At 69.5% G+C, this 20987-nt stretch carries 19 protein-coding genes; 11 read left to right on the forward strand and 8 right to left on the reverse strand.

The window, feature by feature from the left end; all coding sequences use genetic code 11:
- Positions 1-9: 9 nt before the first annotated feature.
- Complete coding sequence (locus tag ABZ319_RS03555) at positions 10-627, forward strand: isochorismatase family protein (RefSeq protein WP_354984721.1); 618 nt, start codon at positions 10-12, stop codon at positions 625-627.
- Positions 628-715: 88 nt separating this feature from the next.
- On the opposite strand, the gene ABZ319_RS03560 is transcribed toward ABZ319_RS03555, so the two are convergent.
- Positions 716-1600, reverse strand: coding sequence for a hypothetical protein (locus ABZ319_RS03560; protein WP_354984722.1), 885 nt, complete (start codon positions 1598-1600; stop codon positions 716-718).
- 96 nt (positions 1601-1696) lie between these two features.
- Here ABZ319_RS03560 and ABZ319_RS03565 point away from each other — a divergent pair, with 96 nt between their 5' ends.
- On the forward strand, positions 1697-2404 hold the full coding sequence (locus tag ABZ319_RS03565) for a hypothetical protein (protein WP_354984723.1): 708 nt from the start codon (positions 1697-1699) through the stop codon (positions 2402-2404).
- A 6-nt stretch (positions 2405-2410) separates the two neighbouring features.
- Here ABZ319_RS03565 and ABZ319_RS03570 read toward each other — a convergent pair whose 3' ends face one another.
- On the reverse strand, positions 2411-3196 hold the full coding sequence (locus ABZ319_RS03570) for an IclR family transcriptional regulator (protein WP_354984724.1): 786 nt from the start codon (positions 3194-3196) through the stop codon (positions 2411-2413).
- A gap of 149 nt (positions 3197-3345) precedes the next feature.
- Here ABZ319_RS03570 and ABZ319_RS03575 point away from each other — a divergent pair, with 149 nt between their 5' ends.
- From ABZ319_RS03575 to ABZ319_RS03595, 5 genes are read left to right on the forward strand one after another with little or no spacing between them, the layout of a single operon-like run.
- Positions 3346-3828 carry a flavin reductase family protein gene (locus ABZ319_RS03575; protein WP_354984725.1) on the forward strand — a complete coding sequence of 161 codons (483 nt, stop codon included), beginning with the start codon at positions 3346-3348 and terminating at the stop codon, positions 3826-3828.
- Positions 3825-5120 (forward strand): acyl-CoA dehydrogenase family protein, encoded by a 1296-nt coding sequence (locus tag ABZ319_RS03580; RefSeq protein WP_354984726.1) that lies wholly within the window; start codon positions 3825-3827, stop codon positions 5118-5120. The genes ABZ319_RS03575 and ABZ319_RS03580 overlap by 4 nt, the downstream gene beginning before the upstream one ends.
- Positions 5117-6508 carry an aldehyde dehydrogenase family protein gene (locus ABZ319_RS03585; protein ID WP_354984727.1) on the forward strand — a complete coding sequence of 464 codons (1392 nt, stop codon included), beginning with the start codon at positions 5117-5119 and terminating at the stop codon, positions 6506-6508. The genes ABZ319_RS03580 and ABZ319_RS03585 overlap by 4 nt, the downstream gene beginning before the upstream one ends.
- Complete coding sequence (locus tag ABZ319_RS03590) at positions 6505-7647, forward strand: FAD-dependent oxidoreductase (RefSeq protein ID WP_354984728.1); 1143 nt, start codon at positions 6505-6507, stop codon at positions 7645-7647. Before ABZ319_RS03585 ends, ABZ319_RS03590 begins: the two co-directional genes overlap by 4 nt.
- Entirely contained in the window at positions 7644-9071 is a 1428-nt protein-coding gene (locus ABZ319_RS03595) for an aldehyde dehydrogenase family protein (RefSeq protein WP_354984729.1), read from the forward strand. The genes ABZ319_RS03590 and ABZ319_RS03595 overlap by 4 nt, the downstream gene beginning before the upstream one ends.
- Before the next feature lie 76 nt (positions 9072-9147).
- Here ABZ319_RS03595 and ABZ319_RS03600 read toward each other — a convergent pair whose 3' ends face one another.
- From ABZ319_RS03600 to ABZ319_RS03610, 3 genes are all read right to left on the reverse strand, one after another.
- The gene (locus ABZ319_RS03600; protein WP_354984730.1) at positions 9148-9471 is read right to left on the reverse strand and encodes a hypothetical protein; all 324 of its coding nucleotides are present in this window, start codon (positions 9469-9471) and stop codon (positions 9148-9150) included.
- 285 nt (positions 9472-9756) lie between these two features.
- Positions 9757-11184, reverse strand: a complete 1428-nt coding sequence (locus ABZ319_RS03605; protein ID WP_354984731.1) for a WD40 repeat domain-containing protein — start codon at positions 11182-11184, stop codon at positions 9757-9759.
- Positions 11185-11630: 446 nt separating this feature from the next.
- Positions 11631-13877: an excinuclease ABC subunit UvrA gene (locus ABZ319_RS03610; protein WP_354984732.1), complete on the reverse strand. Its 2247-nt coding sequence runs from the start codon at positions 13875-13877 to the stop codon at positions 11631-11633.
- Between the two features lie 61 nt (positions 13878-13938).
- Here ABZ319_RS03610 and ABZ319_RS03615 point away from each other — a divergent pair, with 61 nt between their 5' ends.
- On the forward strand, positions 13939-14916 hold the full coding sequence (locus ABZ319_RS03615) for a WYL domain-containing protein (RefSeq protein ID WP_354984733.1): 978 nt from the start codon (positions 13939-13941) through the stop codon (positions 14914-14916).
- Positions 14917-14970: 54 nt separating this feature from the next.
- On the opposite strand, the gene ABZ319_RS03620 is transcribed toward ABZ319_RS03615, so the two are convergent.
- From ABZ319_RS03620 to ABZ319_RS03630, 3 genes are read right to left on the reverse strand one after another with little or no spacing between them, the layout of a single operon-like run.
- On the reverse strand, positions 14971-15549 hold the full coding sequence (locus tag ABZ319_RS03620) for a neocarzinostatin apoprotein domain-containing protein (protein WP_354984734.1): 579 nt from the start codon (positions 15547-15549) through the stop codon (positions 14971-14973).
- Between the two features lie 2 nt (positions 15550-15551).
- Positions 15552-16154, reverse strand: coding sequence for a neocarzinostatin apoprotein domain-containing protein (locus ABZ319_RS03625; RefSeq protein WP_354984735.1), 603 nt, complete (start codon positions 16152-16154; stop codon positions 15552-15554).
- Positions 16151-17281, reverse strand: a complete 1131-nt coding sequence (locus ABZ319_RS03630) for a hypothetical protein (RefSeq protein ID WP_354984736.1) — start codon at positions 17279-17281, stop codon at positions 16151-16153. The genes ABZ319_RS03625 and ABZ319_RS03630 overlap by 4 nt, the downstream gene beginning before the upstream one ends.
- 256 nt (positions 17282-17537) lie before the next feature.
- Between ABZ319_RS03630 and ABZ319_RS03635 the strand changes: the two genes are divergently transcribed.
- Genes ABZ319_RS03635 through ABZ319_RS03645 form a run of 3 tightly spaced genes read left to right on the forward strand, consistent with a single transcriptional unit; the run spans position 17538 to position 20983 of the window.
- Positions 17538-19142, forward strand: coding sequence for a nitrilase-related carbon-nitrogen hydrolase (locus ABZ319_RS03635; RefSeq protein ID WP_354984737.1), 1605 nt, complete (start codon positions 17538-17540; stop codon positions 19140-19142).
- Positions 19143-19187: 45 nt separating this feature from the next.
- On the forward strand, positions 19188-19997 hold the full coding sequence (locus tag ABZ319_RS03640; RefSeq protein WP_354984738.1) for an oxidoreductase: 810 nt from the start codon (positions 19188-19190) through the stop codon (positions 19995-19997).
- Between the two features lie 26 nt (positions 19998-20023).
- Positions 20024-20983, forward strand: coding sequence for a dienelactone hydrolase family protein (locus tag ABZ319_RS03645; protein WP_354984739.1), 960 nt, complete (start codon positions 20024-20026; stop codon positions 20981-20983).
- The last annotated feature ends 4 nt before the right edge of the window (positions 20984-20987 follow it).

Consider the following 20987-nt stretch of genomic DNA (forward strand, 5'->3'; position numbering starts at 1 on the left):
GGATCTCGCATGTCCGATCTACACGAGGACGCCCGACGAGCCGGCTACGGCACCCCGCTGGGCGCGGGAGTGCGCCCGGCGGTGCTGGTCATCGACGTCTGCGCGGCCTATCTCGACGACGAATCACCACTGCGGGCTCCGGTGCAGGACGCGGTGCGTGCGGCGGCGACGGTGGTCGAGTACGCACGAGCCGGTGGGTATCCGGTGGTGTTCACCCGGGTCAGCTACCGCCCCGGAACGACCGAAGGTGGCTTGTTCAGACAGAAGGTGCCGACCCTGGCCGTCTTCGAGGAGGGCAACCCGCTGGGCGAATTCCTCCCCGAACCCGCACCGCGCGAGGGTGATTCGGTGATCGTCAAGCAGTATCCGAGCGCCTTCTTCGGCACCCCGCTGGCCGCGAACCTCACCGCCGCGGGTATCGACACCCTGATCATCACCGGGCTCACCACCAGCGGGTGCGTGCGCGCCACCGCGGTGGACGCCCTGCAGCACGGTTTCCGGCCGCAGGTGGTGGCCGATGCCTGCGGTGATCGCGACCCCCGCCTGCACGAGGCGAACCTGTTCGATCTCGGCGCCAAATACGCGGATGTCATCGACGTGAAGCAGGCCCGGGAACTGCTGTTGTGAGCGATACGAACCGGCACCTCCGCTCAGGCGGTGCCGGTTCGCTCATAGAATCCCCGCAACAAACTCACGCCGCGGACGATCGAGCACTCTACGAGGGCATTTCGACGCTCACCGCGGCGTCTGTGCGCGTCCCGCCGCCGTAGACGAACGCACGAGCCTTCGAGTCGCCGAGTTGCGCCAGGAACCACTGAGCCGTCCACCGCGCGGCCGCCGCGATGGTCTGCTCACGCGGGGCGGTGCCGGGATGGGCGTCAGGCGCTGCCCCCGGCGGATTGTCCTCATCGGCCAGGCCGAAGTGGTTGGCGCCCAGCAGATTCACGAAAGCGGATGTCGGAGCGCCGGTGAGTTTCGTGAAACTCTCGTGCGCTTCGGCCGGTTCACTCACCGAGTCCTCGGTGCCGTTGATGTACAGCACCGGAATCCCGTGCACCGCAACCACATCGACCACCGGTCCGATGGTGGTGTTGGTGCCGTGCCCGACAATCGCCTTCAGCTGCGGCGGATGCCGATACGACACCCCGAAGCAGAAGGGCACCTGGCAGCGGTCCGCGGCCGCGTACAGCGCCGCCGCCCCGCCGTAGGAATGCCCGGCGACGACCAGGGTCTCCGGGTCTACGACGCTCCCGATCCGGGAGCCCGGATCGGCGGCGCGCTCGCGCGCCCAGCCCACCACGTCGGTGATCGACTGTTCGCTGGGCAGGCTGTACCCGGGCATCGGGTAGCGCTCGGGAATCACCACAACGAAGCCGTAATCGGCTACGGCGGAAGCGAATCGGGAGTAGTACTCGCGGCGCATGTTCGCGCCGGGCAGCATCAGCGCCACCGGCAGGCGACGGCCGGCGTTCGCCGGATACCAGACCGTGGCCGCGTCGAGGCCGACGCGGGTTTCCTCGCGGGTGACACCCGGGTCGGCGTGGGCCGGAGCGGCGATGAGAAAGAGCAGGGACAGGGCGGACGCCAGCAGGGTGCGCATGGGATCCCGTTTCGTTTGTGGAAACAGTGTTTCGATGTGAGACTGTCGGGAGCGTACTCCGAAACAGCGTTTCGCAGAAGAGAACAGGGAGCTCGAATGGGACCGCACCCCTACGGCTGGTTGATCCTGCTGCACCTGGTGTTGTTCGTGTTCTGGCTGGGTGGAGACCTGGGCGTCTTCTACTCCAGCCGGTTCGTGATAGATCCGAAACTCGATCCGGCGGCCCGCGTCACGGCGCTGAACATCATGAGCGGGCTGGATCTGGCCCCCAAGATCTGCCTGGTGCTGTTCCTGCCGAGCGGGGTGACCCTGATGGCCACCGCACCGCACGGTGCGGAGCTGTTCGGGGTCGGACTGTTTCCCGGCTGGTCGGTCGCCGCGATCTGGGTGTTCAGCGCGATCTGGCTGGCGCTCACCGTGATCGCACACCGCACCCACGGCCGCGTCGCCACGGTATACCGCGCCGATCTCGCCATCCGCGGGCTCGTCATCGCGGGCATGGCGGGTGCGGGTGGATACGCCCTGATCGCGGCCGAACCGTTCGGGGTCACCACCAACCCGAAGTGGCTCGGCGCCAAAATCCTGCTCTACACCGCGGCGATCGCAGCCGGTCTCGGCATCCGAATCACGCTGCGCCCCTTCGGCGCGGCGTTCGGCGAACTACTGACCACGGGGTCGAGCGACCGCATCGAGCACACCCTGCGCCGCAGCGTGGACGGCTGCCTGCCCTACGTGTGGACGATCTGGGGCAGTGTCCTGGCGGCCGCCGCGCTCGGGGTGTTCAAGCCCGGCGCGCAGCTGTGACGAGAACTAGCCGGTGTAGCCGAGTTGCGCCGAGAGTGCGGCCGCGGCTTTCTGCAACTGCGGCACCAACTCCGGGATACGCGGCTCGAATCGAGCCAGCGGTCCGCACACGCTGATCGCGCCGATGACGCCACCGTCATGGTCCAGAATCGGCGCCGCCACCGAGGACGCGCCGATCTGCCGCTCCCCCAGCGAGATCGAGTAGCCCTGCTTGCGCACCGACGCGAGTTCGGCGCGCAGTTTGCGCGGGGTGGTGATGGTCGATTCGGTGAACGGGGTCAACTCGTGGCGTTCGAGGTACTCGTCGATCTCTTCCTTGCGCAGTGCCGCCAGGATGGCCTTCGAGGAGCTGCCGGCATGCAGCGGATACGGCACGCCCAGCACCACCTCCATGCGCAATTCCTGTTCCGGCACAACCTGATCCACGTACATGCGGGTGTCGCCGCGACGAATCGAGAGGGTCGCGGTCTCCCCGGTCGCGGCGGCCAGCCTGCGCAGTTCCGGCGCGGCCATGACGCGCAGGTCCGTGCGGGCGAGGTACGCGCGCCCCAGCGCGATGGCGGCGTGCCCGAGGGCGTAACGCCGGGTGGTCGGCTCGAGCGCGATGAGTTCGCGGTTGCGCAGCGCGGTGAGGATGCGATGCACCGCGGCCTTGGTCAGCCCCAGCTCGTTGGCTATCTCGGTGACGCCGAGATCGGCCCGCCCGCTCCGCCCGAACAGCAACAACACGTCCATGGCTCGCTCGACCGCGGCGATGGAGCGACTCTGGTTCTCGGCCTCGTTGTCCGACACGGCTCCAGCTTAGGGCACGGCATTTCCCAATGGGAAACGACCCGCTCGGTCCGGTCGCGCACGGGATTTCCGGTTCGTTCGCTTGCACCACGTCACCGTGGGCGTTACGTTGTGCGTAACAGCGTTTCCACTATCGAAACGGAGGAGACGTGGACTCGACAGACCTCCGCCCGGTGCTCGCCCAGTGGGCGACCGGAGTCGCCGTCGTCACCACCCTGCACGGCGACGGCGCGCGGCACGGCATGACCGCCAGTTCCTTCACCAGTGTGGCCCTGGATCCGCCGCTCGTCTCGGTATGTCTGGCCTCGGAGGGCACCACCTGCCGATTGATCGGGGACAGCGGCGTTTTCGCGATCAACGTGCTCGGCCACGACCACGGGGCCATCGGCCGTCGCTTCGCGGGACAGGCCACCGGAGGGGACCGTTTCGCTGTGGGCCGCTGGCGTTCGGCGTGCACGGGCGCGCCGGTGCTCGCCGATGCCGTGGCCTGGGTCGACTGCGAGGTCGCCGCCCGCCATCCCGCCGGCGACCACACCATCGTGCTGGGTCTGGTTCGCGATGCCGCCGTTCCCCGCCCCGCGCCCCCGCTCATCTATCACGACCGCACCTACTACGAGGGGATTGCCCGATGATCGGCGAACGACTCGTCGAAGACATGACCGCCGCGGAACTCGAACGCGCGCACCGTGTCGATTCGATTCTGCCCGCCCTGCGCGCCGCCGCGGCCGAGGCCGACCGCACCGCGACCTTCCCGCCGTCACACGTCGGGTTACTGCGCGACGCGGGCCTGCTCGGACTGGTGGTGCCGGAGAAGTTCGGCGGTCTGGGCGGCACTCTGCGCGATCTCGCCGCGGCCACCTTCGCCATGGGTACCGCGTGCCCGTCGACGGCGCTGGCCTACTTCTTCCACAACACCAGCGCCTCGCGTGGCCTGCTCCCCCTGGAGGCCATCGATGCCGGGCTCTTCGCCGACGACGAGGTCCAGGTGGTGCGCGCGTTCGCCGAGAAGGTCCTGCGCCGGATGGCCGACGGGGTCTGGCTGGCCAACTTCGCCTCGGAATCGGTGAAGACGGCCAAGGCCAACATCACCATCGCCACCACCGCGCGGAAGGTGCCCGGCGGCTGGATTCTCAACGGGGAGAAGTCGTTCGGCTGCGCGACCGGCGTTGCCGACTACTACCTGACCTCGGCCAAGCTGGAGGGCTACGACACCGCCGAGGGCCTGGCGACCTTCTTCGTCCCCCGCGACGCCGCCGGGGTGAGCGTGCGCGCACCCTGGGACGGACTCGGCATGCGCGCCACCGCCAACAACGGCATCCGGCTCGACGACGTGCACATCGCCGACGACGAGGCGCTGGCGGTGCCGGGCGCGTTCACCAAGATGCTCACCATGAGCAGGGGCAGTTTCGTCGGCAATCAGCTCGCGATCGCGGCGGTGTACGCGGGCTGCGCGCAGCAAGTGTACGACGAGACCCTGGCCGTGACGACCCGCAAGACGTTCGCCGACACCGGCGAACCGATCGCCTCCTCCCCCGTGCACCAGGTGCTGATCGGCGAGATGACCAAGAATCTGCGCACCGCCTACCTGTGGCTGCGCTATCAGCTCGCCATCGAGACCGCCGAGACGCCGATCAAGCCCAAGCAGGAGGTGTTCACCCAGTGGCGGCTGGGCAAGGGCGCGGTCACCGAAGCCTGTTTCCAGGTCGCGGTCGGCGCGCTCAAGGCCGGCGGCACCTCCGCGGCCTCGATGGACGGGTCCGCCGGGCGGGCGCTGCGCGATCTCGCGATGGGATTGGTGATGACCTTTCCCGCCGAGCGCGGCATGCTCGAGGTGGCGCGTATCGTCACCGACGCCACGGCCAACGAGTTGTTCACCACCGCACCGCAATCCGTTCCGCAGCCCGCACCGCAGGTGGAGCGATGACGGGGGTGGAGCTACCCGCCGTCCGCGAACTCGTCGACGGGGAATGGGACACGCCCGCGGTGGATCTCGGGGTGGCGCTGGAGGATCCCGCCACCGGCGCGCACGTGTCCCGGGCGGTCGCGACCGCGCCGGACCGGATCGAGCGGGCGCTGTCCGTCGCGGCCCGGGCAACGGGTTCTATTGGTCCCGGCACCCTCGAAGCCATCGCGGAGGACCTCGACGCCCGACTGGGCCGTATCAGCGAATTGGACTCGTACGCAACGGGTGTGCCCATCACACAGGTCGCTCCGCTGGGTGTGATCGTGTCCGGATCCTTCCGGCTGGCTGCGGCGCAGCTGCGGTCGGGGGCGCTGCGCGCGGATGTCGACGGTGTTCGGGTGCATCGGCTGCCGCTGGGTCCCGCGCTGTGCCTGACACCGTGGAACGCACCCGCCCCGATGGCCGCGCACAAGGTGGCCAACGCCCTGGCGGCGGGCTGTCCCGTCATCCTGAAGGTCAGTGAACTCGCGCCGTACAGCTCCGTGGAGCTGGCCGAGGTGATCGCCGAGCACGTGCCGCCCGGCATGTTCCAGCTCGTGCACGGCGGCGCGGAGACCGGCGCGCAGCTGGCCGGGGACGCGCGCATCAAGGCGGTGTCGTTCACCGGCGGATTGGCCGGCGGCCGGGCCGTGGCGATCGCCTCGGCGCCGCTGCTGCGTCCGTGCCAACTCGAACTCGGCGGCAACAATCCGCTGCTGGTCCTGCCCGACGCCGACACCGATATCGCGGCTCGCATGGCGGCGGAGCTGCTCACCACGCTCAACGGCCAGTGGTGCCGCGCCCTGGGCAGGCTCATCCTGCCCGCCGGTCGAGCACCGGAACTGCTCGACGCGATCGGGAAACGCCTGTCCGACTTGCGCATCGGCGCTCCGCTGGATCCCGCGACCGAGTTCGGGCCGCTCGTGCACTCGCGCCATCTGGCCGCCGTGCGCGCGGCGGTCTCCGGCCGGGAGGCTCGGTCGTTCGGTTCGGTGCCCGCGGACGGCAACTACTTCGCGCCCACCCTGCTCGCGGACGATCTGCTGGACGAGGTGTTCGGGCCGGTCGCGGGCGTGCGCACCTACGAGTCGGTGGACGAGGCCGTCGCGCACGCCAACGCGCTGCCCTACGGACTCGAGGGCTATGTCTGCGGTGCGGACGAGGACGCGGCAGTGACTGTGGCGCAGCGGATTCGGGCCGGGGAGGTGAAGGTCAACGGCTCGTCGATCATGAGTCTGCATCTCATGACGCCGCGCCCGGCATGGGGCATCTCCGGTCTCGGCGAAGAGGGCACGGCCGAGACGCTGCGCCTGTTCACCGGCGCACGGGTCGTCGGCGTCGAGGGCCGCTTCGCCCTGCACACCTCATGAGCGTCGTGGTCGTGGGCGCGGGGCCGGTCGGGCTCACCGCGGCCCTGACCCTGGCCCGGCGCGGGATCGAGGTGACGGTTCTGGAGGCCGGCGCGGAGCTGGCCGCCGAATCGCGGGCGTCGACCTTCCATCCACCCACGCTGGAGATGCTCGACGCACTCGGCGTATTGAAACCGTTGCTGGACAAGGGAATCGTGGCGTCCACGTTCCAGTACCGCGAACGGAACGGCGGCGAACTCGCCACCCTCGACCTCGGTCTACTGGCCGCGGACACCCCGTATCCGTTCCGCGTGCAATGCGAGCAGAGCAGACTCACGCCGATCCTGCTCGACGCGCTCGAAGGGCTGGGCGGGCGGGTGCGTTTCGACCACGCCGTGGAGGGACTGTTCCGCAGTGACGAAAGAGTCGTCCTGCACACCGCGCGCGGACCCGTGCACGCGGACTGGGTCATCGGCGCGGACGGCGCGCATTCGGCGGTCCGGCACGGCCTGGGCGCCCGATTCGAGGGCAGCACCTACCCCGAACGGTTCCTGGTCGCCTCCGTCGAGGAGGACCTCGCCGCCGCGCTGCCCGGCATCGCCCCGATCAACTACGTGTTCGATCCCTTCGAATGGCTGGTCCTGCTGCGCACACCGCAGCACTGGCGGGTGCTGCTGCCGACCGCGGCGGACAGCGCGGACGAGGCCGAATTGTCGCGGCTGCCAAGCCGTTTGACCGGGGTCGCCGATCTGGGGCGGCCCTGGCGACTGCTGCACGCCTCCCTGTACCGCGTGCATCAGCGGGTGACCGATCACTTCCGGGTGGGCCGGGTGCTGCTGATGGGCGACGCGGCGCATGTCAACAATCCGCTCGGCGGGCTGGGCATGAACAGCGGCATCCACGACGCGGTGCGGCTGGGCGACGCGCTGGCCGATGTGCTGCATGGCGCGCCCGAATCCGGCCTCGACGCCGCGGCCGAGCATCGGCGGCGGGTCGCTGTCGAGCACGTGCAGCGGGCCAGTCACGCCAATTGGCAACGGCTGCGCGGTGCGGGCGACGACTTCCGCACGCACGTGCGGGAACTGGCCGCGGACCCCGTGGCCACCCGCGCGTATCTGCGCCGCGCCTGCCTGCTCGATTCGCTCGAGGCCGGACGGTGAGCCCGCGCGTCATCCGGGAGAACCCGGCCCGGCCCGCCGAAATCGTCGGCTCGGTGCCGGTGTGCCCGCCCGCGGCCGTGGATCTCGTAGTGGCCCAGGCACATCGGGACTTCCTCGAATGGTCCCGGGTTCCGCTGCCCGACCGGCTGGCCGCGCTCGGTGCGGCCGCCGACGCGCTCGAGGCTCGCGCGGGTGAACTGGCCGCGCTGCTGGCGCGCGAGAGCGGTAAACCGATCGTGGACTGCCGGGGCGAAATCGGCTTCGCGGCAGTGTATCTGCGCTGGGTTCGCGACAACGCGCCCGCGGTGCTGACGGGTTCGGTCGTGCAGGATGGGCTGGGTCGTCTCACCACCACTCCCGCGCCGTTCGGCGTCGTCGCCGCCATCACCCCGTGGAACGCGCCCATCATCCTGGCCGTGCTCAAACTCGGCCCGGCCCTGGCCGCTGGAAACACGGTGGTACTCAAGCCTTCCCCGTTCGCGCCGCTCGCGATCACGGCGGTCGCCGCGCTGCTGCCCGGCATCCAGGTGATTCACGGCGGCCCCGACACCGTCACCGCGCTCGTGGCCCACCCGCTCGTGGCCAAGGTCGCGTTCACCGGCGGCGAGGCGGCCGGGCGCAGCATCGCCGCCGCCGCGGGGGCCGCGCTCACCCCGGTCACCCTCGAGCTCGGCGGCAACGACCCCGCGGTCTTCCTTCACGACTTCGCGCTCACCCCTGACGATTACGAGCGCCTCGTGCTGGCGTCGTTCGCCACCGCGGGCCAGGTATGCATGGCCGCCAAGCGCCTCTACGTGCCCCGCACCCGCCGGAACGAGTTCCTCGACTCGTATCTGGCTGCCGCCCAGCGCATCCTGGTCGTCGGCGACCCCCTGGACGAGCGGGTAACCATGGGCCCGCTGGTGAATCGCGCGGCGGTCGACCGCCTCACGAACCTGATAGCCGACGGCCGCCGCCGCGGCGGCCGGATGATTCCGCTGGCCGCCGCCCCCGACGCCGGCCCCGGCTACTTCCTCACCCCCGCCCTCGCACTGGACCTGCCGGACGACGCCGCCCTGGTCACCGGCGAACAGTTCGGCCCCCTGGTCCCCCTGCTGACCTACGACTCCGAGGACGAGGCCGTCCTGCGCGCCAACGATTCCGACCTCGGCCTGGCCGCCTCGGTCTGGTCCGCCGACGAGGACCGAGCTTTCGCGGTGGCGGCCGACCTCCAGGCAGGCTTCACCTTCGTCAACACCCACAACCGCACCGGCATGTCCCTGCGCGCCCCATTCGGCGGCACGAAGCGCAGCGGCTTCGGCCGCGAGTACGCCCACGAGGGCCTGCGCGAATACGTCCAGCCCACGGTGATCCACGCCCCCGAGGCCTTCCGCCCCGGCGGCCCCGGCATGCCCGCCCGCGCCTACCCGACCCACCGCGCCTAGGCCACCGCCGGCCTTCCCGCTCGCCCGCTACCCGCTGTGGCCGGGTCGGATTCGTTGCCGCGTTGGTGGACGTGCGCTACTCGGGGTGCCGAGTGGAATTCCACGGTGGTAGCCGGGTGAAGTTCGGTCCGTACCTGAGGTTCATCGACGGATACCAGACACCCGGCCACACCGTAACTCCCAGTTCGCGAATGCTCACCGGGAGTTCGTCGTCGACCACGACGTCCGGGGTGATGTGGCGTACCGGGGGCAACTCGGCGCCGTCGGTGAGCAGGTCCGCCACCATCCCCAGACAGTGCTGCTCGTCGTATCCGGTGACACCGGCATACGACCCGATCCACCACAGGGCGCGCGAGTACCCCGGATCGAACTCGATCCAGAATCGCCGCATCACCGGCATGTACGGCTCCTTCGTCGTCGACGAACCAGCGCACGGTATCAACGCTCGTTCGAAGCGCACCAGTCGATAGTTTGCGGGTGGGGGAACAACGAGGGCCTCGAGATGCCCCTTAGCCGTTGATGTTTCGTTGGTCGCGATGGTCGCCACGATCGCGCGCCATGCGGCAGTTCCGGACGTTCTCGCGCATGGAGGTGCGGATGGATCTCTCCGGCATCAGCAGGGCGGCGCCGCTCTCAGCGGCGAATTATCGTGCACTATCGCCGGAGATCGTGCGGAAACCGCCACTTAAGGGCCGACAGTGCACGATAAGTGGGGGTCGCTGAGGCTCCACAATCGAATTGCGTCGTCGAACGAGTCGACGGTGGCGAGTGTGGTGCCGTCGGGGCTGAACGCCAGCCTGTGTGCCGACGTGGCGATGGTGCGAGTGAGGGTGCCGGTGGCGGTGTGCCACAGCTGGACGTCTGTGGTGCCGGAGCAGGTGGCGAGCACGGTGCTGTCAGGGTGGAACGCCATCGTTCCGACTGAGGGAGCGGGTATCTCAACGATCACTCCGTCCGTGACGGTTGAGTGCAGCCGTAGCCGCCGACCTGCGCGGACGGCCCGGACGGTGCCGTCCGGTGCGAGTAGCGAGTGCCCCGAGGACTCATCGCGCGACTCGTGGAGCGTTCCGTCGGGCCGGAAGACCATGCTCCCCGGCCATCTCCAGGACAGGTTCTGTACGTACCGCTGCGTGCCCGAGGCGGCGGCCCATACGACGACGTGTGCCGAACCCGACGTGCTTCTGCCCCATGCCGCGAGCGCCGTACCGTCCGGGCTGAACCCGATTCCGTACATGAAGATTGGGTTCGGGTGGTCGCCGACCTTGATCTCCAGCCGGGGCAGTTCGGCGGCGAGGACCGCGGTCAGGTCTCGTTGCGCGTACTGGTCGCCATCGGCGGACAGTGAGCGCAGCTGGCTGATCGCGGCCTCTCGCTGGTTTTGCAGCATCAGCAATGCCGCCCGGGTGCGGTGATACGCCTTCAACTCGGCAGACGCGAGGACATCGATGGCAGCCGCGCGGAACTCTTCTCGCCGCCATCCCCGTGACCGATGCACGAGACGTTCGTGCAGCCAGTCGTCGGGTCCGATGTCGGCGAGCAGCGCGGCCGCATCGCCGAGCCTGGGCTCGAACGACTGCCACCACAGCACCACGATCCAGGACAACTGCAGTCTCGCGCCGGCGTCTCCTGCGGCCACCCTGCGACGGAGTGCGTCGACGTACTCGCGCCGCACACCGACCCGACCTCTGCCCCGGTCGATCAGACCGCGCGAATCAAACCAGCCCTCCACCGGCGTTCCATCGAGCCGATCCGGTGGTGCCTGGGCCAGTGCCGTCAGAGCCTGCTCGAGGTGCCCCAGTCCTGCAAGCAGCCGCGCGAGGCGTTGCAGGGCGCCCGGGTCCCCGGCCGCCGCCAACGGCCGCAACACATCGACGCCCTCCGGTATGCGTCGATGCCGAACGAGCCAGTCCGAGTACGCTCGCCGCGCGAAGTTGTCCCCGGCGGCCATGCGATCCCGCAATTCGGCGAGCCGGTCTGCCCGGGACAACAAGATCGCCAGCTGCCGCGCCGCGTGCACATCGCCGGTGTCCGCGCGCACACGCAACTCGTCGATGCGTCCCGCACGGGCCAGCAGCTTGGCTGTCTGATAGGAATTGCGCCCAACGGTGTGCACGCCGATCATTGTGCCCCGCAAGGCAAATCGCACGGAAGCCAATAACAGGCTCAGGGAGAGTACCTGCGACGAAGGCCCTGAACCAGAGCCAATCGAGCAGAACTGCTTGCTGCCTCCTCTCCGCGCAGGCTCAGTCGATCAGCGCGACTCGCGGCGGTTGCGGACGTTCTAGCGCATGTGAGTGCGGATGGTTCTCTTTGGCATCGGATGGGCGGCGCCCCTCGCAGCGGCGAATTATCGCGCACTATCGCCGGAGATCTGGCGGAAACCGCCACTGAAGGGCCGATCGTGCACGTAAGTAGGGAGTCGCGCTGATTCGGCAGTAGCGGATGTTTGGGAGCGACCCCGGCGCTCGAGCCGTCGTGGCAGCGACACCCGGCCTCAGCGAATGTGTACCCGCCTCGCGCCGCGTGACAGAGCACAGGACGAACACCCTCCCATTGTCGTCAACGCCGCAGAGCGCGACCGGTTTTCGAGTCCGGGCACGTCGCGAGCCGCTCGGGTGTACCCTCGAACACCAGTTGCCCACCGTGGCGTCCGGGGCCGGGGCCGAGATCGATGACGTGGTCGGCCTGGCGGATGACATCGAGGTTGTGCTCGATCACCACCATGGTGTTGCCCTTGTCGACGAGGGCGCCGAGCAGCTCCAGCAGGGTGTCGATATCGGAGAGGTGCAGGCCGGTGGTCGGTTCGTCGAGGATGTAGAGGGTGTTGTCGCCGCGGCGGGTCAGTTCCTTGCCGATCTTCAGGCGCTGGCATTCGCCGCCGGAGAGAGTGGTCAGCGACTGTCCGAGGCGCAGGTAGCCCAGGCCGACTTCCTCGATACGTCGCAGCGGGCCGGCGACCCCCGGTTCCCGCAGGCGCGCCGCGGCTTCGGTGATGGTGAGGTCGTCGATATCCGCGATGGTCAGACCGTCCACCGTGTACCGGAGTACCTCCGGGGTGAAGCGCCGTCCGCCGCATGTTTCGCACACCGTTTCCTGGCCGTCCATGAAGGCCAGATCGGTATAGCTGACGCCGAGCCCTTTGCAGGCGGGGCACGCACCGGCCGAATTCGCGCTGAACAGAGCGGGACTCACGTCGTTGCGGGTGGCGAACAGCCGACGGACAGCGGGCGCGATACCGGCATAGGTGATCGGCGTCGAGCGCCGATTGGTGGTGAGCGGACGTTGATCGACGACGGTGGCGGGCTGCCGATCGGTCAATTCCGTTACCAGACTGGACTTCCCGGATCCGGCGACCCCGGTCAGCACCGTCAACACCCCGGTGGGAATATCGACGGTGAGCCCGCGCAGATTGTTTCGCGTGGCGTTGTCGATCCGCAGCTTGCCGGTGGGAGTGCGGTGTTCGCGTCGGATACGGCGCTCCCGCAATCCCCGTCCGGTCGGGGTGTCGGCGGTGCGCAGCGCGTCGAAGGGTCCCTCGAATATCACCTCACCGCCGGCGGTCCCCGCTCCCGGCCCGATTTCTACGATCCGGTCGGCGATACGCATGATCTCGGGATCGTGCTCGACGACCAGCACGGTATTACCCTTGTCCCGCAACTGTTTCAGGATCTCGGTCAGTGATCGGACATCATGCGGGTGCAGACCCATGGTGGGCTCGTCGAAGATGTACAGCATTTCGACGAGGCTGCTGCCGAGATGCCGCACCGTCTTGACGCGTTGTGATTCACCGCCGGAGAGGGTGCCGGTGGGCCGGGCCAGCGACAGGTAGCCGAGTCCGATATCGCTGAGCGCGATGAGTCGCTCGCGCAGGGCGGCCACCACCGATGCGACACTCGGATCCGACACGCCCGCAACCACTTCGGCGAGTTCGGTGATCTCCATGCCGCTCATCTCGACGATGGTGCGGCCCAGCACCTCGGCCGAGCGGGCGGCGGCGTTCAACCGATCGCCACCGCAGTCCGGGCACGGCCGGGTGTGGGTGAACTTCCGGAGCACGGCCTGCTTACGTTCGGAGAGATCGTCCGCGGTGTGCAGGTAGACCCGTTCGAACCGCTCGATGACCCCCTCGTAGTCCTTCGGGGGACGGGTGCCCAGCCGTGTCGCCGCGGCTCCTCCGTACAGCAGCGCCTGTCGTTCGGACTCGGTCCACTCGCGCAGCGGAGTGGTCACGTCGAACGAGCCGATGTCGGCGTACTGCCGGTACCAGTACTGCCCGTCGCCGAAGCCCGGCAGCAGGATCGCACCCTGCTCCAGGGATCTGTCCAGGTCCAGTACTCGCTCGACAGCGGTGGACATCGTCTGCCCCAATCCCGAACAGGTCGGGCACATTCCGGCCGGATCATTGAACGAGAAGTGGTTCGACTCCCCCACATGCGGGGTGCTGATCCGCGAGAACAGCAAACGCAGATAGCTGTACACATCGGTGATGGTGCCGACGGTGGAGCGGGCATTGGCGCCGAGCCGTCGCTGGTCGATGACCACCACCGGTGACAAACCCTCGATGTGTTCCACCTCCGGCCGAGTCCAGCGTGGTAGCCGATTGCGCACGAACGGGGGGTAGTTCTCGTTCACCTGATATCCGGCTTCGGCAGCGATGGTGTCGAAGACCAGCGACGACTTCCCCGATCCGGAAACGCCAACGAAGACGACGAGGCTGTTGCGCGGCACATCGAGGTCTATCCGGCGCAGATTGTTCGTGCGGGCGCCACGAATGCGGACCGAGCGGTGTTGCGCGAATGTGGTCATCCTTCGACGCTATCGACAGATGTGGTCGGATCCTGGCCGCAATCAGCGGCATGATGGAGCCATGGCCGATGTCACCCGTCGTATGCTCGAACTGCTGGCTCAGCTCCAGACGGGGCGGCGGTTCAGCGGTAAGGAACTGGCCGCTCGGCTCGAAACCAGCCCGCGCACGCTGCGCCGCGATGTGGAACGGCTTCGCGAGTACGGCTACCCGGTGTCGACACAGCCCGGGCCCAGCGGCTTCTATCAACTCGCCGCCGGCCGGACCCTGCCGCCGCTGGTACTCGACGACGACGAGGCGGTCGCCACGCTGGTCGGCCTGACCCTGCTGGGTGCAACGGCCCCACGAGAACCCTCCCGCGGCAACGGATTCGCCCCCGCGGCCGACCGCGCCTTCGGCAAACTCGACCAATTCCTGCCGCATCGCCTGCGACCGGCCGTGGTCGCGCTGCGCGAAACCGTGGAGGCCGCACCACAGAACGCACCGGCGGTGCGACCGGAGGCACTGACCATCCTCGGCACCGCGGCGGCCCGGCACGAATACGTCACCTTCACCTACCTCGACCGGGACGGACAGACCTCCCACCGCCGGGCCGAGCCGTACCGCACGGTCTACCTCCACCTGCGCTGGTATCTGCTGGCCTGGGACGTACGGGCGGCCGACTGGCGTACTTTCCGCCTCGATCGGATCGACGCGATCGTGCCTACCGCAAGCCATTTCACCCCGCGCCCACTGCCGGCCCGGTCGGGCGCGGAGTATCTGCGTGCGGGGTTGAGCGCCGGCCGCCACCGTGCGGTCGTCACCATCGAGACTTCCGCCGCCGCCGTCGCGGACGTCCTCAAATTCCAGGACTGCGAGATCGAGTCCCTGGGGCCGGACCGCTGCCGCCTGATCGTCCAGGTGGATTCGTTCCACTGGCTGATTCTCCAGGTCGGAATGATCGGCGCCGAATTCGCTATCGAGGAGCCCGCCGAGTTCCGCGATCAGGCGGCCCAACTCGCCGACCGGCTGCACCGGGCCGCCGATCCCCGGCCGACGTAGGTCGGATGTGGTACCCGTCCGGCCGGGGATGGGCGCCGCCGCAGGGACTTCCGATCAGCGCGAGCTCGCGCCGCGCCGCCACAGGGCGATGCCGAACGCGGCGGCCAGGGCCACGACGGCGGCACCGCCGAGGATCCACCCCAGGTTGCTGCCATCGTCACTGTCCTCGATGGCGGCAGGTGCCGCCAGTGCGGTCGTGGGAGCCGGCGCGCCGCCGAAGGTCAGGGGGATCGAGGTCAGAATCTGGGTGGGGTTGGTCAGGCTGGTGACGCTGAGTGTGCAGGCGCCGGGGGCGGACTCGCAGTTGGTGGCGCCGACCGAGGCGGCCAGGACCAGGGTGCGTTTGCCGCCGTTGGGCTGCCACGCGCCGGTCGCGTCTGCCGCGCCGAGCAGCGCGCCCGAGAGGTTGCAGTCCGCGGGCGAGACGATCTGTGGCTTGCACTGGCCGACGGCGACGCTCGCGAGGTTCGCGGGCAGGCCGGCGAGCGTGACCGTAATCGACTGGCCGGCGGCAACACCCGTCGCCTGATCGGCCTGGAGCACGGGGTCCGCCGAGGCCGTCGGAGCGCCGCACGTCAGTGCCGTCGCGGTGGCGGCCGCGAGCAGTGCGACCCGCGCGTCGAGTCTTCTCATTGTCATTTCTCCTCCGGGGACGTTCGCGACCGCCGCCGATCGGCGATCACGATGGCGGAAACCAGGGCCAGCAGGACGGCGGTCGCCGTCCACAGTGGCGTCGAGGGACCCGAGACGTCGTCGTCCCGGTGGGTGGCCGGCGCGGGGAGCGCCGCCGCGGGCGGGCGGGTTCCTTGGAACACCACCGCGAGCTGTGCGGAATTGGCCTCGATCACCGCGGCGGGCTCGCTGCCGGGCAGCGGCGCGGCGGCGATCACGCAGGGCTGTGTGCCGCAATCGATGTCGTGGAAGCGCTGATGCGCGGTGAGGGTGACCGTCGGGAACGTGCCGTCGCCGGAGATGTTGACGAAGGTCGCGCCACCCTCGAGATCGCAGTGCTTGATGCCGCTCGTGAAACCCTGTTTGCACAGGCCGACGGCCACGGCCGCGAGTCCGGGCCGGAAACCACGCCCGTCCACGGTGATCCGCTGGCCCTCGGCGAGATCGGTATCGACGGAAACGTCTATCGCCGCACCGGAATCGGCGGCGGCGAGCGACGGCTGCCAGCCCGCACCGGCGACTACGGCCAGCACGGTCAGGACTCGGGCGATGACGGGACGGATCACGGGGTGTTTCCTTCCGGAGCGAGGCGAGCGGGCGCGAACGGTCGTGGGGCGCGCACCCACATCAGCGCGGTGAGCAATACCGGGAGCGACAGCAGCGTCACACCCGTTCCGGTACCGGCGCTCGCACCGATCAGCGCGACGAAACCGAGTCCCGCCAGGGCCGCGAGCACGGACAACAGTCCGGAGTGCACGGCTCGCGCCGGTGAAACACCGGATCCCGCAGCGGCATCCAGCGTCCGAGCACCGCACGCGGCCGCGCCCAGCGTCACCGCGAGGCCGAGCGTGAGGGTGACGCGGCCGGGCGCGGTCGCGATCAGCAGCGCTCCCCCGGCCGCCGCGATCAGCGCGAGGGGTACCGCATCGGGTTCGACGGCGGGCAGCGCGGCGACCACGATCGCCGGCGCGACCGCCAGCAGCAGCAACACGCACTGCTGGGCATCGAGCGCGTTCCAGCGGAACAGCAGCAGGTGCAGGCCCGGCAACACCGTGCCGCCCACCGCGAAGCCGACACCGGCGTACCCGGCGACCAGCCCCCTGCTCCAACCGGCCGGGGTTCGCTCACCGTCCGTTCCGCGCCGAATGGAAACAGCCTGCGCGGCAGCCGACTCCGGCAGCAGCAGTATCGAGCCCAGCACCAGGCAGGCAATTCCGGTGACCCGCAGGGCCGTTGCGGGCGCGGTGTCGCACAGCGCCGCAACCCCCGCGGCCACGCCGATCCCGCCCCACTGCGCCAGATGCCACCCGGTGAGTGCTCGCCCGCCCTGTGCCACCGCCGTCACCCGTCCGCACCCCAGCACCGGACCGGCGGCCAGGGCGGCGATCAGCACCGCGGCGGTGAAGACACCGACGTGCGTCACGCTCGCAGCGACCAGCAGCGCCGCACCGCTCACCAGCGCGAACAACCCCGCACGACGCGGCGCGAGCGCCGGCCGCAGACCGAGAAACGCTGCACCGCAGGCGCACAGCAGCGCGGTCAGCACGATGTAGCCGACGACCGCACCCGGAATTCCCAATCGCCCGCCGAAGGGCTTGGCCAGCAGTACCAGCGCGCCACCCGCCACCGGCCCGGCGAACATCCCGGCAACCAGCAGTGCCGCGGTGGCGCGGGACGAATCGGAGGTCACCATGTCACCCTCCTCTGGCGTTTCGCTGATGGAAACGCGGTTTCGGAATTGCCATATTGAACCCGCACCGCAATCGGGTGTCAAGGCCGGGCCGCGCCGAAACAACACGGCAACAAGGCACTTCGGTTACCGGGGATTTCGGGAACGTGAAAATCCCGACCAGCGCTGGACAGAACTCCGACGCGGGTACAGAATCGGCAATATTGGAAACGCTGTTTCGATGTCCGAAACAGAATCCCACACCGAAGGAGGCCGGCGGATGATCCGAGTCGCGGCCGCACAACTGGCCGCGGGCACCGATGTCGCGGCCAACCTCGACGCCTGCCTGCGCATGATCGACGCCGCCGCGGACGCGCGAGCCGAACTCGTGGTGCTGCCCGAGTTCTGTAACCACCTATCCTGGTATGACGACCGCGTTCACGCGCACCGAATGGCCTGCCGAATCCAGGACCCCTTCCTCACCGCGATCGCCGACCGCGCCTGCCGCCACGCGATCTACGTCAAGATCGGCGTCACCCTGGCCCGCGACGACGGCCGCACTACCGGCACGAGCCTGCTCTTCGGCCCGGACGGCGCCCTGCTCGGCGAATCCGACAAACAGATCCTGATGGGCGCGGAGAACGATTACCTCGACCCCGGACTCGACGATTCCCCGGTGATCGAGACCCCGCTCGGCCGGATCGGCATGTACGCCTGCATGGAAGGCGTCATCAACGAGGTCACCCGCTCGCTGACCGTGCGCGGCGCGCAGTTGCTGCTCAACAGCCTCAACTCCTTCGCCATCGACGAAGCGGGCCTGCACATTCCCGTGCGCGCCGCCGAGAACAAGGTCTGGGTGGTAGCCGCCAACAAGATCGGCCCGCTGCTGCCCGGCGATCAACTGCCCGCGATCGCCGAGCGGCTCGGCGTGCCCCCGGACCGTCTGCACGGGGCCGGGGAGAGCCAGATCGTCGCACCGGACGGGACCTGCGTGGCCATGGCGCCCGCCGCCGGCGAGGCAATCGTCTTCGCCGACATCGACCTCACCCGCGCCGATGACAAACACCGGCCCGACGGCACCGACGTGATCGCCGCGCGCAGGCCCGCGATCTACACCCCGTTGCGCGAGGACGCCCTGCGCAGCGCCGCCCCCGGAGCCGACCATCTCACCGCGGCCGTCAGCGTCCCCGATCCGCACGCCATCGCCCGCATGGCCCCCGACCTCGACCTGATCGTGCTGCCCGAACTGGCCGCGGTGACCGTTCCGGAAATCGTTCGCGCACTCACGAATACGTCCTGCCGCGTGGTGACCTCGCTCCGCGCGGGCGGCGCGCACCACGGGGTGCTCATCGACGCCGGGGGCGTGGCGGGACGGCAGCCGCAACTGCACCCCACCGCCCGGCATCCGTGGCTGACCGAGCCGGGCGACGAGCTCACCGTATTCGCCCTGCCCTGGGGCAGACTCGCGCTCGTGGTCGGCGACGACGCGCTCTTCCCCGAGACCTTCCGCCTGGCCGCGGTGCAGGACGCCGACGTGGTCGCCGTGGCCCACACCCCGGGCGAGGAGTGGGAACTGCGGCTTGGCCTGCCCGAACGATCGGCGGAGAACCGGCTCAACGTCGTCGCCGCCGGTTTCGCCCCCGATCGGGCGCTGGTCGGCGGAATCTACGGCCTGAGCCCCGATTTCACCCTGTGGTCCGCCTGGCGCGGCCCGTTCACCGGCGTGATCAGCCACCCGGAGGTCACACCGGTGCCGCCGGGGGCCACCGCCGTCCGCGCGACGATCCGCCCCGCCCAGGCCGTCAACCGGCTCATCTCCCGGGGCACCGACCTCGTCGCCGGACGACCCCGCCGGCCCATGGACGCCATGACCGGGCAGCGATGAGCAGGCGCACGGAACAACGACCCGCACAACCCGACCGGAGCCAAGATGAGTGAAACCGTGCAACACGTCGAGCAGATGGTCGACGAGAACCCCCGCACCGACGTCACCGCGACGTTCCAGGAGTGGCGCGACCTGCTGACCGGCCTCCGATCCCGCATCGCCGAGCGCTTCGAGCTCGTCCGCGATCCGAGCACCGACGACCTGGAAAGCTACGGCGACCCGGCCACCGGCCCCGCGGGCAGCCTCGCCGCCTACTCCGGACCCGAGATCGACTGGCTGGTGCACTCCTGGATCGGTGATCCCCGAACCGGATTCGTGAATCTGCACCTCACCGCGTGGCTGGGCCCGCAGATCCGGGTACCGCACTTCGGTTCGGCGCTGCTGCTGTGGCCCGAGGGCTGGTTCTACGTGGACGCCATCCCGCGCGGCGACATCATCGGCGACGGCGCGTATTTCGACTCCTACTACGCCGAGAACAACGCGCCGTGGCTCGATTTCAAGCAGGAGCACCCGGACTTCACCTGGTTCACCAGCCGCACCGGCTTCATTCGCGGCAGTCTGTCACCGACCGCGCACTGCTACTCATTCCCCGCGACCCGGCCCAATCTGGACACCGTCGCGGACCTGCTCACCGCGCGGGTCGAACAGTGGCTGGGCTGGGTGGCCGCGGCCGAACCCGTTGCGGCCGAGGACCGTCCGGCACTGGCCGCACGCGACCTGGCCGTGCGGCGCAACATCGCCGAACGCGACCCCGCGAACGTCATGGGCGAGCGACTCTTCGGGCCCGAACTCACCAACCGGCTCGTGCGCGCGCTCTGGGGCGGCGACCGCGAACTGCCCCGGCCCCAGCCCTGAACTCTCTCCCGGAAAGGCAGGACCGCATGGCCCTGATTCGATCCCTGTGGTGGGCCGCGCGCACCGGCGGCGAATCCCCCTTCGACACCGCACATCTCAAGGTGTACTACCCGGCGACCGCGACCGGCGACGACGCCGAACGGCTGACGGGCGTATTCGCGCCCGATCCCGCGCGGACCCCGCTGCCGGTCGTGGTCTTCCTGTCCGGGGTCAACGTCGGCCAGGACGCCTACCGCCGCTACGCCACCGCCATCGCCGAGGCGGGCTACGCGGTGGTGACGATGGATCGGGTCGCCGAGTTGTTCGGCGGGCAGCGGGGTCTGACCCCCGGGGTCGACCTGGACGCCGCTCGCCCCGACGCCTACGGCACCCGGCCCACCTGTCCCGCGATCGGCGCGATACTCGAGGCGCTGGCCGAGCTGAACGCATCACCGCCCCTGCGCGGCGCGCTCGACCTGGAACGGGTGGCCCTGGGCGGGCATTCGGCGGGCGGCACGGTCGTGTTGCAGTCCGCACGCTATTTCCCGTCCGTGGCAGCGGTTTTCGCGTGGGGCGCGCACACCATGGTCGCCACCATGCTGGGCTGGGATCCCGGGACCGTGCTGCCGGCCCAGGTGAACTGCCCGGTGCTGCTGGGCGTGGGCGACGACGACGGCGTCATCCGGGGCAGCGCGGACCGCTACGGCGAGGATGGCGCGGATCGCCCCGATCCGGTGCGGCGCACCTTCGACGAGGCGCTGCCCGCGGGTGAGCATCTGCTGGCGGTCGTGCCGGGCGCCAATCACTTCGGCATCGCCGACGCCGACCCGACGGCCGCGCGCGCCTTCCTCGACGGCCCCGGCGGGACCGACGCGGTCGCACCGTTCGCCCGGCTGACCACACTTTTCCTGCACGCGCATCTGCGTGGCGATCCCGCGGCGAAAACCGCACTGGCCCGGCTCGGCGACGAGCCACCCGAGACCGGCATCACGCTGATTCGCCGATAGGAGC

The sequence above is a fragment of the Nocardia sp. NPDC005978 genome, assembly GCF_040614455.1.
Lineage (GTDB): Bacteria > Actinomycetota > Actinomycetes > Mycobacteriales > Mycobacteriaceae > Nocardia.